A 16,279-nucleotide genomic window follows, 5' to 3' on the forward strand; every position below is an offset into this window, starting at 1 on the left:
TTGTCACCGTCCCGCTCCGCCATCGCCGGCTGCACCATGGCCCGGCGCGAGAGCGGCGCTCTCAACGCCATTGAGCGTTTGCGGATTCGCAAGCCAAAGGTGATGGCGAGAAGGATCCAGGCGGTGATCTACGGAGCAATCCACCCCCCACCGCAGCACTGCATAACCGGCCAGCGCGGCACGAACTTGAAGGTGCAATTGCCCATCCTTCATGCCGTAATCCGCCACGACCGCTTCCGGGTGCGAGAGTCCGGGATGCGGCACCAGTTGCAGGTCAACAATACGATTCCACTCTGTATCCGCCCGGATCTGCTCATGATCCGCGCCGCGTTCTGACAGTGTCCGGGCCTTGGTGATGCGCGTCAGCACGAAGTCGGAAAAATGGCTTCGCTTGCGGTCATAGGCGCGTACATGCCATCGAGAACCGTTGTCGGCCAGTGCCACCGGAACAATCACCCGTTTGGCGACACCGGAGCTCAAGGAGAGATACTCAATCTTCATTGCCTGTCCGGCATGAATCGCCCGGGTCAGTTCGGCCAGCACTGCGAAATCGGGCTGAACGAGATTGCCTGCTCCCTCGCATGGAATCGTGCGGCTGATCTTCAATGCCTGCCCATCGCCGAAGCCGTTCAGCAGCCACGAAAGCACTCGATCCGCAGAAAATCCAAAGACGGGGCGAAAGCGTGCAGTCGGCACGTACGCCTTCACATAGCGGTCGTAGATCAGATTGTCTGGCGCTTGCTCGCGGTACGCATTGAGATCGCGGGTCGCCGCCGCGGGCTTGATCGAAAAGCGTGCCTCCAGATCACCCCGCCGCAACTCCCCCACGAAGTACGCTCGCAATTCGAGGTACGCGAGACGCTCGCGTTGCGAGTGGGAAAGTGGTAGCGGCATAGCGACGATTCTGGGGTGAGAACGGCGTCATCGATAGTAGCAGTCTCAGCCCTGCATGGGCATCATTTTGATGCTCACTATGCGAATAACTGAACACTGGCCACCGCGGCGAGCGCGAGCGCGTCTCGCCCGGTGGCTACCGCCCAGCCCAGCCCCTACCGCGCTTGACCGCGCTTTCCATCCTTGCTTTTGCTCCCTTCATCCCCGATAATTCTGCGTTTTCAATCAGCTCTCAGGGCGGCCACAGTCACCGCCCGCTCGTACAAGGGAATCATCATGAAAGCGGACATCCATCCCAAATACGCCGCAGTCCAGGTGACCTGCTCCTGCGGCAACACCTTCGAGACGCGCTCGACGCTCGGCAAGCCGGCGCTGCACGTCGAAGTGTGCGCGGCCTGCCATCCGTTCTACACGGGCAAGCAGAAGATCGTCGACACCGCGGGCCGTGTCGAACGTTTCCGCCAGAAATACGGCAGCGTTCAGCGCCTCGGCTGATTCCTGGCCAAAGTCTAGAAAAGGCAGCTTCGGCTGCCTTTTTTATTCAACCGCTGCCGCGCCGTCGGCCCGTCGCAGCGCGCCCGATCGTTTGCCGGCTAGAATTCCGCCCTGACGACGACGGCGCGTCGCGAACGTGTCCGTGGTGGTCCTCTGGTCCCCGCACCTGAAAGTGCTGCCCGACACCCGTCCCGAATGACTCGCGCCCCCGACTCTCCCCTGCCGAAGCAGCACCTTTACGGAGCAGCCGGGCTGGCCGTGCTCGTCGCGCTGTACCTTCTTGTCGGCCTGACCGGCCACGTCCCCTGGCGCGGCGACGACGCCCGGCATTTCGGCCCGATCTTCGAGATGCTGCAGGGCAACGGCCTTCTGTTCCCGCTGATCGCCGGCGAACCCTCGACAAGTTTCCCGCCGCTGTATTACTGGACCGGTTCGGCGTTTGCGCTGCTGTTCGGCTGGCTGCTGCCGCCCCACGATGCGGCGCGCCTCGCCACCACGCTATTCACGGCGCTCGCGATCTTCTGGATCGCCCGTGCTTCCGCGCGGCTGTACGGCAAGCACACGCGCACGCCGGCCGCGCTGCTGACGCTGGGCACGCTGGGACTGGTGCTCCACGCGCACGAAACCCAGCCGATGATCGCCGTGATGTCGTTCGTCGCGATGACCCTTGCCGGCCTGTCGCTGATCCCGACGCGGCCCGCACTCGGCAGCCTGCAGGCCGCTGCGGGCTCGGTGCTCGCATTTCTCGCCGGAGGCCTGCCCGGCGTGATGCTGACGCTGCCGCTGTTCCTCGTCGTCGTCATTGCGTGCCCGGAATGCCGCAACCCGCGCGCCAGCGGCGGATTGATTCTCGGCCTGAGCCTCGCGGTCGGAGCCGGCGCGCTGTGGCCGCTGGTTCTTCACTATCAGGCTCCCGAACTGCTCGCGCTGTGGTGGCGCAGGGAATGGCTCGAGTTCGGCGCGGACCCCCTGCGGCCCGACGAGTTTTCACGCCTCGTCGAACTGTTCGGCTGGTTCGTCTGGCCGTTGTGGCCGATCGCGCTGTGGTCGTTGTGGCGGGCGCGCCGCCAGCTGATGCGGATTTCCTGGCTCCTGCCGATCGCCTCAGCGCTGCTTGCCGGCGGCTGGATCATCGCCAACGGGAGTCTCGCGCAGGCGACGATGCTCCCGCTGATCCCCCCGCTCGCGTTGCTCGCCGCGGCGGGCATTCCGACGCTGCGGCGCGGCGCAGCCAACGCTTTCGACTGGTTTGCGGTAATGACCTTCGTCGTCTTCGCGCTGCTGGTGTGGATCGCATGGACGGCCCAGGCCGTTTCCTGGCCCCCCGGGCTCGCGCGCCACGTCGCGAGGGTCGCTCCGGGGTTCGAACTCAAAGGGAGCGTGTCACAGGCGCTCGCCGGGATCGGCATCTGCGTGACCTGGGTCGTGCTGATGTGGCGCCTGCCGCGCTCCTTCAATCGCGGCCCGGCAAGCTGGGCGATGGGCATGACGACGCTGTGGTGCCTCGCGGTGGTGCTGTTGATGCCGTGGTTCGACTACGGCCGCAGCTACCGGCCGGTTGCCACGTCGCTGGCGATCGCGCTGGCCGGGGAAAGGAGCGACTGCGTCGCGATGCTCGGGCTGTCGCCAAGCCAGCGGGCCTCGTTCCATTATTTCGCCGGCGTGCGTCCTCAAAGCGTTTCGGGCAACGAAACGGCCTGCGGCTTTTTGCTGGTATATGATAGCCGCAACCCCGCCACGCTCCGGCCGGCCGAGGAATGGCAGCAGATCTGGGAGTATCGCCGCGGGGGTGGCAAACAACTCGAAACATTCCGTCTTTATCGCCGTGACTGAACCCCGTGACTGAGCCCTTTACCCCTCCGCACCGGCTGCCCGCCTGGAGCGTGCTCGAAAATCGTGCCAACCGGTTGCGCAGCACGCGCGTCGCGGAATTGTTCGAGCGCGACCCCTCGCGCTTCACGACCTTGTCCTTCGGCCACCGGGGCCTGCTGCTCGACCTGTCGAAGCAATCGATCGACGCCCCGACCCTCGCGGCCCTCGTCGATCTCGCTGGCCAGGCACGCCTGTTTGACGGTATCGAGGCGCTTTTCGCCGGCGAGCATCTCAATTTCACCGAAGACCGCGCAGCGCTGCACATGGCATTGCGTGGTGCTTGCCCGGCTCCGCCCCAAGACGCCGCAACCCTCGCGCACTCGCAACAGCGCATGCGTGCTTTCGCAGCGGCGCTGCGCAGCGGAACGATGACCGGCGCGAGCGGAAAACCGATCCGCCTGGTCGTCAACCTCGGCATCGGCGGCTCCGATCTCGGCCCCCGGATGACAGTGCAGGCACTCCTGCCAGCCGGGCCGCAGGCGACACCGGAAGTCCGCTTTGTCGCGAACATCGATCGGCGCGAATTCGACGAAGCGCTCGCCGACGCCGACCCGGCAGGCACGTTGTTCATCGTCTCCTCGAAAAGCTTTGCGACCGCCGAAACCCTGGCCAATGCGCAGGCAGCCCGGAGCTGGCTGCAGGCAGGGCTGGGAGCGGGCTGCGACCCGGCGCTGCATTTCGCCGCGGTCAGCAATGCGACCGACATTGCCGTCGCATTCGGCATTGCCGCGGAGCGCGTTTTCCCGCTGCCCGAGTGGGTCGGAGGACGCTACTCCGTGTGGTCGACGATCGGCCTGCCGCTGATGATCGCGATCGGCGAGAGCGGATTCGACGCGTTTCTGGCCGGCGCCCGGGCGATGGACGAACACTTCCGCAATGCGCCGCCGGGCGAAAATCTTCCGGTCCTGATGGGCCTGACAGGCCTGTGGAATACCGATTTCCTCGGCATCGAAAGTCTCGCGCTGCTGCCCTACGCACACGGCCTGCGCAGTTTCGCCGCCTGGCTGCAGCAGCTCGAGATGGAAAGCAACGGCAAGCGCTGCCTGCGCGACGGCTCCGCGAGCGGCGTCCACACTTCGCCGATCGTGTGGGGCGGCGTCGGCACCGTCGGCCAGCATGCGTTCCACCAGCTGTTTTACCAGGGCACTCGTCGCGTCGCGCTCGATTTCATCGTCCCGGTCGGGGCGGACGACGCCTGTCAGCGTTCGCTGGTTGAGAACGCGTTCGCGCAAGCCGCCGCGCTGATGGCGGGGCGCAGCCTCGACACGGCACTTGCCAGCCTGCGCGCCAAAGGACTTGCGGAAAGCGAAGCGGCAAGGCTCGCGCCGCATCTGGCCTGTCCGGGCAACCAGCCGAGCACGACGGTGCTGCTGCCCGCGCTCGATGCGTTCTCGCTCGGCCAGCTGATGGCCTTGTACGAGCACAAGGTGTTCGTGCAAGGCTGGATCTGGGGAATCAACAGCTTCGACCAGTATGGCGTCGAGCTGGGCAAGGAGATGGCGCGCAGTCTTTCAGCGGGCGCGCGCGAGAATCACGACGCCTCCACGGCAGGCCTGATGGCGGCGGCCGAGGCGATGCGGCGCCCTCCCGACGGCAGCTGATCGCGCCCGCCCCGGCCGAAAATCACGGCACGAGGCGCAGGAAATTGTCCCGGTAGTGGCGCAGTTCGGCGATCGACTCGTAGATGTCGGCGAGCGCTTCGTGCTTGCCCTTTTTCTCGACGGCTTTGTACACCTCGGGCCGCCAGCGTTTCGCGAGTTCCTTCAGCGTCGACACGTCGAGGTTGCGATAGTGGAACCAGGCTTCGAGCTGAGGCATGTAGCGCGCCATGAAGCGGCGGTCCTGGCATATCGAGTTGCCGCACATCGGTGAGGTGCGCGCCGGCACGTGTTGCTGCAGGAACGCGAGCATCTGCGCTTCGGCGTCGGCTTCGCCGATCAGCGACGCCTTGACACGATCGGTCAGGCCGGATTTGCCGTGCGTGTTCCGGTTCCACTCGTCCATTGCGTCGAGCACGCGGTCGGGCTGATGGACAGCGATCACCGGCGCTTCGGCGATGGTGTTGAGCTGGGAGTCGGTGATCACGATCGCGATCTCGATGATGCGATCGGAATCGGGCTCAAGGCCGGTCATCTCCATGTCCAGCCAGATGAGGTGGTTCTGATCCTGTGCCATAATCCTTCGGCCCGGTTTAATAAAGCGCAGATTGTGGCATAAATCGCCGCCCCGCCGCCTTCCACCCCCTCCCGCATGTCACCCGACACCTTCTCGAATCTGTTTGTTGCCGCGCTTCTCGCCACCTTGTTCATCAAGGTCGCGCTGATGCTGCGCCAGAGGCATCACGTGCGGATGCGGCGGGAACAGGTGCCCGCGCCGTTCGCGGATTCGATCAGTCTCGAATCGCACCGCAAGGCCGCCGACTACACCTGTGCACGAATGGCACTGGGCATCGTCGACGCAACGATCGGTGCGGCCTTCGTGCTGGCGCTGACGCTCGGCGGCGGCCTGCAGGCGATGCACCAGGGGCTTGCGGCGTGGTTCGACGCCGGAGGACTGGCCCATGGCATCGCGCTGCTCGCCGCGCTCGGCGTCCTGGGCTGGCTCATCGAATTGCCGTTCGCGCTGTACCGCACTTTCGTCATCGAAAAACGCTTCGGCTTCAACAGGATGACGCCGGCGCTGTACGCCGCCGACGTCGCACGCGAAGCGCTCCTTGCCGCGCTCATCGGCCTGCCGGTGCTCGCCGCGGTGCTGTGGCTGATGGGCGCGATGGGCGAGCACTGGTGGCTGTGGGTATGGCTGTTCTGGTTCGCATTCAACCTGCTCGGACTGTTCGTCTGGCCGACTTTCATCGCCCCGCTGTTCAACAAGTTCACCCCGCTCGCCGACGAGGCGCTGCGAAAGCGCGTCGAAAACCTTCTCGCGCGCTGCGGCTTCCGCTCGCGTGGACTGTTCGTCATGGACGGCTCGCGTCGTTCGGCGCACGGCAACGCCTACTTCACGGGTTTCGGCGCCGCCAAGCGCATCGTGTTCTTCGATACGCTGCTCGACAAACTCAGCCCCGCGGAGGTCGAGGCCGTTCTCGCGCATGAGCTCGGACACTTCCATCACCGGCACATCTGGAAGCGGCTCGCGGTGATCGCGGCCACGAGCCTCGCGCTGCTCTGGCTGCTCGCCTGGCTGATGGAACAGTCCTGGTTCTTCGCCGGGCTCGGCATCGACGACGGGGCCGGCAGCACCGCCGTCGCCCTGGCGCTGTTCGCGCTCGTGCTGCCGGTGTTCGCGTTTCCGTTCGGACCGCTGATGAGCCACTGGTCGCGGGTGCACGAGTTCCAGGCCGACGCGTACGCGGCCCGGCAAGCGAGCGCGGCCGATCTCGCCGCGGCGCTGGTCAAGCTGTATCGCGACAACGCCTCGACGCTGACGCCCGATCCGCTGTATTCACGCTTTTTCGATTCCCACCCACCCGCGTCGCTGCGGGTTTCGCGCCTGCGCGTGGGTAGCTGAGCCTTGCGAACCCAATTGACCGCATCCCATTCGCACGACAGCGGCGCAAGCCTGAACGGCGTCATCACCGCCGCGTTCGGCCGTCACTATGAAGTTGATCTCGCCGGACATCACGCTGCAAGCGCTTCCGATCCGGCCCAGCCGCGGCTGAAGTGTTATCCGCGCGGCAAGAAAAGCGTCTTTGCGTGCGGCGACGAAGTCGAGGTCAGCCCTACCGGCGGCGGACAGGGTGTCATCAACCGCTTGCACCCGCGCCGTAACCTGTTGTGGCGTTCGGACGCGTTCCGCGAAAAGCTCATCGCCGCGAACCTCACGCAGGTCGTGGTCGTCGTCGCGACCGAACCGGGTTTCTCGGACCTGTTGATCTCGCGCTGCATCGCCGCCGCGGAAAGCCAGCAGATCAGCACCCTGATCGTGCTGAACAAGGCCGACCTGCGCGATCAGTTGCCGGCCGCCCGGCGAATCCTCGCGCCGTTCGAGAAACTGGACTTCCGCATCGTCGAACTCAGTGCGCGCGAAGGCGCCGGGCCGCTGCGCCCTTTCCTCGCTGGCGAACGGAGCATCCTGGTGGGTCAGTCCGGCATGGGCAAATCGACGCTGACGAACGCCCTGATACCCGAGGCGCGGGCGGCGACGCGGGAGATTTCGGAAGCGCTGAACAGCGGCAAGCACACGACGACGTTCGCGCGCCTCTATGCGCTCGACGGAGGCTGGCTGATCGACAGCCCCGGCCTGCAGGCCTTCGGCCTCGCGCACCTGACCGCCGATGAACTGGCGGCAAGCTTCGTCGAGTTCGCGCCGCACCTCGGAAAATGCCGCTTCCGCGACTGCCTGCACGAGTCCGAACCGGGCTGCGCGCTGCGGGCGGCGATTGCAGCGGGCACGATCGATGCGCGACGCTTCGAGCATTTTCGCGTCATCCGCGAAGAGATCACCCACGCAAAACGGCAAACGCAGGGCTGGTGATTCATTCCGCCATCGCTTGGTTTGTGCGGAATTACAGGATCGGGATAGGGGCGGCCAGAGTACCTGACCGTTCCCCTCCCACACCACCCGGCATGCGGGTCCGCACCGGGCGGTTCGAGCAGTTGAGGTCATGAGAGCCGGGGTACGCCGAGCCGGTCGAAGTAGGCAATCGGCATCACACGATTGAGCGCGAGGCGGCTGTTATGCCACCATCGGCGACTGTTTGCGGCGATCCGCTGAGCGTCCGTCTTCGAGGCGCCCAGCGCCAACAACTCCCGATACATCGTTGTCCCCCGACGTCAGTGCTTGAGCTGCAGCGCACGCAGCCGATGACGTAACCACTCGTCGAGTTCGCGGAACACCTTGGGCGTCTGCGCAAGCTGGAAGTATGTCTTCCAGCCCGGCATGTAAGTCCGCAGTCGTTCGGCGACCTCCGGCAGGCTGCGCCCGCCCGAGCGTCGCGTCATTTCTCGGATGCGTTGCTTGAAGGTTTCCAAAGCCTTTCTTGCGACGGCGCATTTGATTCGATCACCCGCACTGCGCCACAGCTCGTAGCCCAGAAACTTGCGATCGTCGGTATCCCCAACTCACGCACCCCGCTACCGGGCTTCGGGATCTGGACGCGCCGCACGGCTTGAGGCCGGTAACTGCCGTCCAGTAACGCTTCCCGAAGCCGGGGCCAGTGCGTCTTCAGGTACGCCGCCGTCTCGGCGATCGACAACCCATCCACCCCGGCACTGCCGCGATTGGCTTTGACGCGTTTCCACGCCAGCACCATGTTCTCTCTCGCGAGCGCCTGCGCGAGCAGGTCGTCTCGCCCTGAGCCTTCGGTTTCATGCCGCGCCGGACGTGCTTCATCACGCATCGCTTCGGGTCTGGCTTCACCTCGCCCTCCCGCGTTGCGCCCCGGTTGCCCGGGCTTCTGATGCACTGCACTTCCGAGCGACATGGCCTTCGGCCCTCCTACTCGTTCGGCCCTTCGCCCCGTACCGGCAGCTAATACGGCCTTTGCTGACTTCTCGCTCCGGCTTGTCACCGTCGGCCTTTCAGCCACAAGGCGAGATCTCCCCAGGTAAGAACGCACTCCTTCGCTGCACAACCGCCGGATCTACGCCACTTCGCCTTGATCACGAGAGCTTCGCGGTTTTCGGCCCGCTCGCCCTGCTCGGCAGCGCCTTTTATCCGATTCTTGTCCATCGGCTCGCAGCTTCGATCCACGCTTCCTTCCCACACTCGGTCGCCCTCATGCAGTTGCGCTTCACTTCGTTCGCTGTGATCAACTTACGGCGGGACTTGCACCCGCAAGAGTGCGCCCATGCTGGGCGCACCGAAAAAAACCCCGCCGCAGCGGGGTTTCGTACCGGTCGCGAGACGCGGTCAGACGCGTTCCCAGATCGTCGTGATGCCCTGGCCGCCGCCGATGCACATCGTCGCCATGCCGTAGCGGCCATTGACGCGGATCAGCTCGTGCAGCAGCTTGGTGATGATCACCCCGCCGGTCGCACCGACCGGATGGCCGAGCGCGATCGCGCCGCCGTTCGGGTTGGTCTTCTTCGGGTCGAGATCGAGGCCCCGATTGACAGCGATCGACTGAGCGGCAAACGCTTCGTTCGATTCGATCACGTCGATCTTGTCCAGCGTCAGCCCGGCACGCTGCAGCGCGAGCTTCGAAGCGGGGATCGGGCCTTCACCCATCACGTCGTTCGGCACGCCGGCGATCGCGTAAGCGACCAGGCGCGCGATCGGCTTGTGGCCTGCGGCCGCAGCCTTGCCCGCCTCGGCCAGCACCAGGAAGCTCGCTGCGTCGTTGATGCCCGAAGCGTTGCCGGCGGTCACCGAGCCGTCCTTCTTGAAGGCCGGCTTCATCTTCGCCAGCGCTTCCATCGTCGTCATGCGCGGATGCTCGTCGGTGTCGAACACGACCGGTCCCTTGCGCGTCTCGAACGTGATGGGCACGATCTGGCTCTTGAAACGACCATCGGCGATCGCCGCCGCGGCACGGTTCTGCGATTCCAGCGCGAACGCGTCCTGCTCCTCGCGGCTGATGTTCCACTTCGTCGTCAGGTTTTCTGCGGTCACACCCATGTGTCCAACACCGAACGGATCGGTCAGGACTGCAACCATCGCGTCGATCGACTTGGTGTCTCCCATGCGCGCGCCACTGCGCAGCGCCGGCAGCAGGTACGCGCCGCGCGACATCACTTCGACGCCGCCGCCGATCGCGAAATCCGCGTCGCCGAGCATGATTGCCTGGGCCGAATTGACGATTGCCTGCTGCGCCGATCCGCACAGGCGGTTGACCGCGAAGGCGACCGAATCCATCGACATGCCGCCCTGGATCGTCGCCAGGCGCGCGACGTAAGCGTAGCGCGACTCGGTCGGAATGCAGTTGCCGACCGCGGCGAAGCTGATCTGCTTCGGGTCCACGCCGGAGCGGGCAATCGCTTCCTTGACGACCACAGCGCCGAGTTCAGCCGGTTCCATGTCCTTCAGCGAACCGCCGAAACCGCCGACCGCCGAACGTACCGCACTCAAAACCACTACTTCACGATTCGCCATCTCAGTGCTCCCTCCTCAAAAATCAACGACCAACCCAACCGGCTATCACAACCAAAGCGAGCATTAACAAGCAAAGCACCAACGCCCGCCATACCAGCCCCACGGTACTCTGCATGTAGTCGGCATCGGCTTCCGCGCCGACGCCCATTTCCGGCCGCTCGACGATCTCGCCGGATTCGTGAACGGGCATGCCGAGGCGCACTCCCAGCGCTCCCGCACCCGCGGCAATCAGTATACCGGACGCCCTTTCGCCCCAGAGCATCGCCTGGGTGCGCCAGCAGAACACCGCGTCCTCGAAGTCGCCCACGACCGAAAACGACGCTGCGGTCAGGCGTGCCGGCAGCCAGTCGATAACCTCGAACGCCTTTCTCGCGAAGCGGCCGAACTCGCCGAATTCGGCATCGCGGCGCTGCCCCCATTCCTCGGCGAGGAAGCGCGCCAGGCGGTAGAAAATCGCGCCCGTCGGCCCCGGCAGGACGATGAACCAGAACACGACACCGAAAACGTTGCGGTGCGCCGCGACAAGAGCTTTCTCGATTGCGAGCCGCGCAACCTCGCTCGAACTCGCCTCGGGATACTGTCCGCCGCGCCATTCGCCGAGGAGTATGCGGGCGCGGGCAGGCTCTTCCATGCGCAGCGCGAGGTGGATGTCGGTGAAGTAATGGCTCTCCTGGCGAAAACCCATCGTCAGATACAGCACGGCGACATTGAACGCGAACGCGAGCGCCGGGTGGATCAGCCACAGCAGGACGAAAACCAGTCCGCCTCCCAGGACCGCGAGAAGCATCAGCAACCACCACGCGATCGTTCCGTTCCGCGCCCGGCCGTCGTTGAAGCGGTCAACGAATACGCAGGAAAACCGTCTGAGGGGATCCAGAACAACCTGCCGGACCGGCAGCGGGCGCATCTGCTCGATAAGCAATGCAACGATCAGCGAGAAAAGCGTCATTCAGGTGGGGGTCGGGGTAAAAAAGCCTGCAAACCATTCATTTTTGGCCAAGATACCACAAAAGGCCCGGCATATTGTGCACCACGGAATAGCCATGGCGGTGCATCGTGGATGGTTGGCGGGGCGCTTTCCGGCATCCGAGCTGATTTGCGGAACGGTGCCGAACGGTGCTTTATCCCATGCGGACCGTCAGGGTCGCTGCCGGACATGAAGTATCGTCGTGCCGATCGCGCCAAAAGGAAATCGCGCGTAATATTAGCGTTCTCTTTTATACGACAACCAAGGAGACTCCGATGAAGCTCATGCCCGCCCTCAAGTGCATCCCCACCCCCGTGGCTGTCGCGCTCGGCTGTGCCTGCCTGTCGTTTTCCGCACTCGCTGCCGACGACGCAAGGATCACGGAAGCGCGCGCAGCGGCGTCCACACTGCCGCCGAGGCTGCTGGCCGCGCTGAACGAGAAAATCGCCGAGGTGGGTCCCGAAGGGGCGATCCCGGTGTGCAAGGACATGGCGCCGGCAATGGCGAAAGAAGTCGCGGCGAGCACCGGGTGGCAGCTCAAGCGCGTGAGCCTGAAGCCGCGCAACGCACAGCGCGCCACGCCGGACGCGTGGGAAAAAACCGCGCTGGAAGAATTCGACCGCCGCGCCGCCGCGGGCGAGAACCCCGCGACGCTCGAGAAAGGGGAAGTGGTCGAGACCGCCGGCGGGCCCGTCTATCGCTACGCGAAGGCCCTGCCGACCCAGGCGCTATGCCTGAGCTGCCACGGCCCGCGCGACCAGCTCAAGCCCGAAGTCAGGGCCGTTATCGACGAGCATTATCCCGACGACCGCGCTACCGGCTACAAGGAAGGGGACATCCGCGGCGCGATCGTCGCGACGAAGCGTCTCTGACGCTGCCACAACACAGCGCCGGCTCCGGAACCGCCTTTTACACCGGCGCCGGAGCCGTTTCCATCGCGACACGCAGTGCCGCCGCGTCGTTCGCCGCGTCGGCATGGAAATCATGCACTGGCAGCATCTCGCGCAGCAACGCGCCGGAAACCGTATCGTCCTTCAGCAGCGCCACGGTTACAGCGTGCAGCACATGGCGATGGCGTTCGAGCGTCTCGCGGCATGCACGCTGGGCCGCCTCGAGCATCGCCCGCGCTTCGCCGAGCGCCCTCTCCTGGATATGCGGCCCGACCAGGGCTTCGGGCACGCCGGCGAGGCTCAGCAGACCGAAATGGCTTGAAAACCCCATCGAGCTGACCATTTCGATCGCCAGTTCCGAGGCCCGCTTGAGGTCATCGGCCGCGCCCGACGTCGTGTTGCCGTAGCTCATCAGTTCGGCCTCACGGCCGGCCAGCAGCATCGACAGCCGCGCCTTCAGTTCGCGCTCGCCGTACAGCGGCACTTCGTCCTCGCGGCTGACGAAGGTCACGCCGAGCGCTTGGCCGCGCGGTTCGATGCTGATGCGCTCGACGCGGCCCGCTTTCAACGCGTGGGCGACCAGCGCGTGGCCTGCCTCGTGCACCGCAATGCGCTCGCGGTGCGTTTCGGTGAACGCGGCTTTCAGGCTCGAGACTTCGCCGCCGAGCTGGTGCGTTTCGAGCGCGCGATGCAGGTGAGCCTGGGTCACCGAGGCACTTTCCGACTCCGCCGCCAGCACCGTCGCGCGATTGACGACGTTGGTGATGTCGGCGTGCGACAAGCCGCTGCTCGCGCGGGCGAGCGCCTCCGCGTCGATCCGCCCGGGCTCGGCCCTGACGCGTGCGAGACACAGTTCGAACAGTTCGCGGCGATCGTGCACGGTGGGCAGGTTGACGCGCGCAACGAGGTCGAAACGACCGGGGCGGCGCAGCGCGTCGTCGACGTTGCCGACGTGGTTCGTCGCACCGATGACGATGATGTTGTCGGACGTCGAGAAACCGTCCATCTCGACGAGCAGCTTGTTGATGATGCGATTCTCTTCGGACTGCCCGCCCTCGACTTTCGCACCGCTCGCGCGCTTGCCGATGCCGTCGAACTCGTCGATGAAAATGATGCAGGGCGCATTCTTGCGGGCGATCGCGAAGAGCTCGCGGACCTTCGCAATGCCCTGGCCGTAGAACATGCTCGAAAAATGCGAACCATCGACGGCGATGAAATTGGCCTTGCATTCGCCGGCGAGGGCGCGTGCCAGCAACGTCTTGCCGGTTCCCGGCGGGCCTTCGAGAAGCACGCCGCGCGGCGGCTTCGCCCCGAGCGCGAGATATTTCTGCGGGTCGCGCATGAAGGCAGTCACCTGCTGAAGCGAGGTCTTCGCATCCGACGCGCCGACCACGTCGGCGAAACTCGTCTGCGGCTTCTCGGCAAGCCTGGCCTTCGCGCCACCGCCCATTGCACCTTGCCGCAACAGATAGATGCCGAGCACCACCATCGCGGCGACCGTCAACAGCGTGAAGAGCCGTTCGAGCACGCTGCCCGTGCTGGCGACGATGCGTTCACCGACCGTGCGCGGGTCGACGCTGATGCGGGTCAGCGCGAAACCCTGCTCCCGGCTCGCAGTTTCAAGGCCGGCCAGCAGTCCTTCCTCGCCCGCGACGAGCTCGGTGCTGAATTGCTCGCCGCTGCGGGTCGTCGCGAGCACGCGCTGGCCATCGACCCCGATCGCGGCGATCTCGCCCTGTCGAAGCTTGTCCGCGAAGACCGAGGCGTCGAGCGGGTGATCCAGCCACAGGCGGGGGCCGGACTCGAACTGGCGAGCGAGTTCAGTCTTGCCGGCCGCGCCCGGCGCGTGGCTGTGGTAATCGAACGCGACCCAGCCGGCGACGACGGCGATAAAGACGGCAACGGAAAAAAGGATTTGGACCCAGCGGGGCCAGGCAGAGAAGAGCTTCATCGACGATCCGGGAGTCAGCCCCGAATAGGACCGTCGGAGGGTCCGGGCAGGGCCTGCTATGTGGCGGCGCAAACCGCCGGGTTCAGCTTCGAGTGCAGCGCGCGGTTGTGACCGTCCCGCTGCACCCTCGATCATTGCTACCGCACAGGCAGTATATTTTTGTGCGGTGAAGCATTCTTTCCCAGCAGCCATCCGCGAGCAACTTTCGCGCGCCCGGCCAGCACGATGACGTTCGCGCAGGGGACTTTGTGCGGCGGCTCCGGCCGCCAGACTTCAGCCGGCATTACGCCTACGCGTTATGCAGTCTGTTTCGCGACACTAAACAGGCAGCGAAACACATCGTTACATAATCGGCCATCCGACGGCTAATCGCCCGGATCGCTCGAGAGCCGCCGTCCCTCTGTGCTCAACTGCTCGTCCTGATCCACTCGGCGATCGTCGCCGCAGCCGGAATCCGGCCGGACGAAACGAGCTTTTCATTGATGACGAGGCCCGGCGTCTGGATGACGTCGTAGTCGATGATCGTGGCCATGTCGGTGATCTTGACGATGTCCGCTTCGACGCCGAGCGACGTGACCGCCTGTCGCGCGACCTCCTCCAGCTTGCGGCAATTCGCGCAGCCGGGCCCCAGAACCTTGATGGTGATCATGATCAGACTCCCCCGAGAGCTTTGGCTTTGGTATTGCGGCTCATGAAATTGACCGACGTCACGAGCAAGCCGATAAACGCCGCGAGCCACAGCGTGATGATCAGCAGCGGCATTCCGTCGATCCACGCGCCGTAGGTCAGGCCGGCCGCGGCACTGAACAGCGCAACGAGGCCGACATAGACCGCGGTTTTCTTCCTGCCGAGGATCGCCGAGATGATCAGGATGCTCTGCAGCGACAATTCGGGATCGGACATCAGGTACGCAAGCAGCGGCCCGCGATGCATGCCGAGATCGAGGAACATCTTCGCGATGGGAACTTCGACGAGCGTCGGGAAGTACATGAACACGCCGAAGGCGACGCCTGCGAGGTTGCCGGAAAGCGAATTGCTGCCGGCGATCGCTTCGATCCATTCCGGGCGGATCAGCACGCGGATGACGCCGACGAGGAAGACGCCGATCACCAGCAACGGGAAGATCTGCTTGACGAAGCGCCACGACTCCCACAGCCAGTCCTGAATGTTTTCCGCTGCGAGCCGGCGCGAGCCGAGGTGATACAGGACGGCGAGTGCAGCCGCCACGCCGAAGAACTTGCCGGTCAGGCCGATGCGCAGGCCCTCCGGGGTCGCCTGCAGCGACAGCGCCGCAAACAGCAGGGTCACGCCGATCAGCGCGAGGCTCGTCCGTGTCCAGGCGGTGATGCCGTCCTGGATGTTTTCGAAGCCCCGCCACGCGGCGAAACCGATCGCAGCGAGCAGCGCGATCAGCACGACGCCCTGCACCGACACCCCTTCTTCGCCTCTGGCCGCATCGTAGGGCACGAGGCGATCGAGCGCAGCCTGCCAGCCGGCGGCGTTCGTCGCGGGAAGATCGAACGAAACCGCCGTACCCGTCAGGACGCTCAGCTTGAGCGTGCCTGCCAGCAGCAGCGCAATCCAGACGAGCAGGAACAGCAGGGCTGCGCGTTGCATGCCCGCCGCCCGTTGCGCCGAAAACAGCGTGTCGGTCGCCTTGTCGTGCGCGGCGTCGTCGGCACGGAAGACGAGCGCCATGATCAGCCCGATGCCGATGCCGAACGTCAGCGACAGGATGAAGCGGGCCGCTGCGAGATCGGGGCCGATGATGCCGCCCGTATAGACCAGGGCGAGGATGTTCGCCGCCGGGGCAAAGAACAGGAACGTGATCGCAGGGCCGAGGCCGGCACCTTTCCGGTAGATCCCCGCAAACAGCGGAACGATCGTGCACGAACAGACCGCCAGCAGCGAGCCCGCCGCAGCCGCGGCGGGATACGACACGGCCTTGCTCGAATTGCGTCCGAGAAAGCGCGTGATCGTTTCCTTCGGGATCAGCGCCGCCATCGCGCCGGCGATGAAAAAGGCCGGCAGCAGGCAAAGAAGCACGTGGGCCGCGAGATACGCCGCGAGATTGCCGAGCCCGCCATAAAGCAGCGGGACAAAGGCAGCGGAAAGGGCATCCATGAAACCTCCCGGAGGAGACGGTCACGATGTAAGGAGTATGCCGGAAAAGGCTGA

15 protein-coding genes are annotated in these 16,279 nt (G+C 65.1%); 6 read left to right on the forward strand and 9 right to left on the reverse strand.

Going from position 1 to position 16,279, the window contains the following annotated elements:
* Positions 1-3 precede the first annotated feature (3 nt).
* Positions 4-894 carry a BrxR family transcriptional regulator gene (locus GO606_RS04960; RefSeq protein ID WP_169117253.1) on the reverse strand — a complete coding sequence of 297 codons (891 nt, stop codon included), beginning with the start codon at positions 892-894 and terminating at the stop codon, positions 4-6.
* 276 nt (positions 895-1,170) lie between these two features.
* Between GO606_RS04960 and rpmE the strand changes: the two genes are divergently transcribed.
* The 3 genes from rpmE (at position 1,171) to pgi (ending at position 4,862) form a co-directional block, all read left to right on the forward strand.
* A complete protein-coding gene (gene rpmE, locus GO606_RS04965; RefSeq protein WP_169117254.1) occupies positions 1,171-1,389 on the forward strand; it encodes a 50S ribosomal protein L31 in 219 nt (72 codons plus the stop codon).
* Positions 1,390-1,584: 195 nt separating this feature from the next.
* On the forward strand, positions 1,585-3,222 hold the full coding sequence (locus GO606_RS04970; protein ID WP_169117255.1) for an ArnT family glycosyltransferase: 1,638 nt from the start codon (positions 1,585-1,587) through the stop codon (positions 3,220-3,222).
* A gap of 5 nt (positions 3,223-3,227) precedes the next feature.
* The gene (gene pgi, locus GO606_RS04975; RefSeq protein ID WP_169117256.1) at positions 3,228-4,862 is read left to right on the forward strand and encodes a glucose-6-phosphate isomerase; all 1,635 of its coding nucleotides are present in this window, start codon (positions 3,228-3,230) and stop codon (positions 4,860-4,862) included.
* A 22-nt stretch (positions 4,863-4,884) separates the two neighbouring features.
* Here pgi and orn read toward each other — a convergent pair whose 3' ends face one another.
* A complete protein-coding gene (gene orn / locus GO606_RS04980; RefSeq protein ID WP_169117257.1) occupies positions 4,885-5,436 on the reverse strand; it encodes an oligoribonuclease in 552 nt (183 codons plus the stop codon).
* 75 nt (positions 5,437-5,511) lie between these two features.
* On the opposite strand from orn, the gene GO606_RS04985 reads away from it, so the two are divergent.
* Together GO606_RS04985 and rsgA are read left to right on the forward strand one after the other, a co-directional pair.
* A complete protein-coding gene (locus GO606_RS04985) occupies positions 5,512-6,768 on the forward strand; it encodes a M48 family metallopeptidase (protein ID WP_169117258.1) in 1,257 nt (418 codons plus the stop codon).
* A gap of 15 nt (positions 6,769-6,783) precedes the next feature.
* Entirely contained in the window at positions 6,784-7,734 is a 951-nt protein-coding gene (gene rsgA, locus GO606_RS04990) for a ribosome small subunit-dependent GTPase A (protein WP_246979378.1), read from the forward strand.
* 299 nt (positions 7,735-8,033) lie between these two features.
* Here rsgA and GO606_RS04995 read toward each other — a convergent pair whose 3' ends face one another.
* The 4 genes from GO606_RS04995 to GO606_RS05010 all read right to left on the reverse strand — a co-directional run bounded on the left by GO606_RS04995 (position 8,034) and on the right by GO606_RS05010 (position 11,242).
* Positions 8,034-8,201, reverse strand: coding sequence for a group II intron maturase-specific domain-containing protein (locus GO606_RS04995; protein ID WP_246979381.1), 168 nt, complete (start codon positions 8,199-8,201; stop codon positions 8,034-8,036).
* Complete coding sequence (locus GO606_RS05000; RefSeq protein WP_211166488.1) at positions 8,198-8,683, reverse strand: reverse transcriptase family protein; 486 nt, start codon at positions 8,681-8,683, stop codon at positions 8,198-8,200. The genes GO606_RS04995 and GO606_RS05000 overlap by 4 nt, the downstream gene beginning before the upstream one ends.
* A gap of 428 nt (positions 8,684-9,111) precedes the next feature.
* On the reverse strand, positions 9,112-10,293 hold the full coding sequence (locus tag GO606_RS05005) for an acetyl-CoA C-acyltransferase family protein (protein WP_169117259.1): 1,182 nt from the start codon (positions 10,291-10,293) through the stop codon (positions 9,112-9,114).
* Positions 10,294-10,315: 22 nt separating this feature from the next.
* Positions 10,316-11,242 (reverse strand): CobD/CbiB family protein, encoded by a 927-nt coding sequence (locus tag GO606_RS05010; RefSeq protein ID WP_169117260.1) that lies wholly within the window; start codon positions 11,240-11,242, stop codon positions 10,316-10,318.
* A 293-nt stretch (positions 11,243-11,535) separates the two neighbouring features.
* Here GO606_RS05010 and GO606_RS05015 point away from each other — a divergent pair, with 293 nt between their 5' ends.
* Positions 11,536-12,132, forward strand: coding sequence for a Tll0287-like domain-containing protein (locus GO606_RS05015; RefSeq protein ID WP_246979383.1), 597 nt, complete (start codon positions 11,536-11,538; stop codon positions 12,130-12,132).
* A gap of 37 nt (positions 12,133-12,169) precedes the next feature.
* On the opposite strand, the gene GO606_RS05020 is transcribed toward GO606_RS05015, so the two are convergent.
* The 3 genes from GO606_RS05020 to GO606_RS05030 all read right to left on the reverse strand — a co-directional run bounded on the left by GO606_RS05020 (position 12,170) and on the right by GO606_RS05030 (position 16,225).
* Positions 12,170-14,101, reverse strand: coding sequence for an ATP-dependent metallopeptidase FtsH/Yme1/Tma family protein (locus tag GO606_RS05020; protein ID WP_169120576.1), 1,932 nt, complete (start codon positions 14,099-14,101; stop codon positions 12,170-12,172).
* Positions 14,102-14,507: 406 nt separating this feature from the next.
* The gene (locus GO606_RS05025; RefSeq protein WP_169120578.1) at positions 14,508-14,750 is read right to left on the reverse strand and encodes a thioredoxin family protein; all 243 of its coding nucleotides are present in this window, start codon (positions 14,748-14,750) and stop codon (positions 14,508-14,510) included.
* Positions 14,751-14,752: 2 nt separating this feature from the next.
* Complete coding sequence (locus GO606_RS05030) at positions 14,753-16,225, reverse strand: permease (RefSeq protein WP_169120580.1); 1,473 nt, start codon at positions 16,223-16,225, stop codon at positions 14,753-14,755.
* Between the last annotated feature and the right edge of the window lie 54 nt (positions 16,226-16,279).

Source organism: Aromatoleum anaerobium (genome assembly GCF_012910705.2).
GTDB lineage: Bacteria > Pseudomonadota > Gammaproteobacteria > Burkholderiales > Rhodocyclaceae > Aromatoleum > Aromatoleum anaerobium.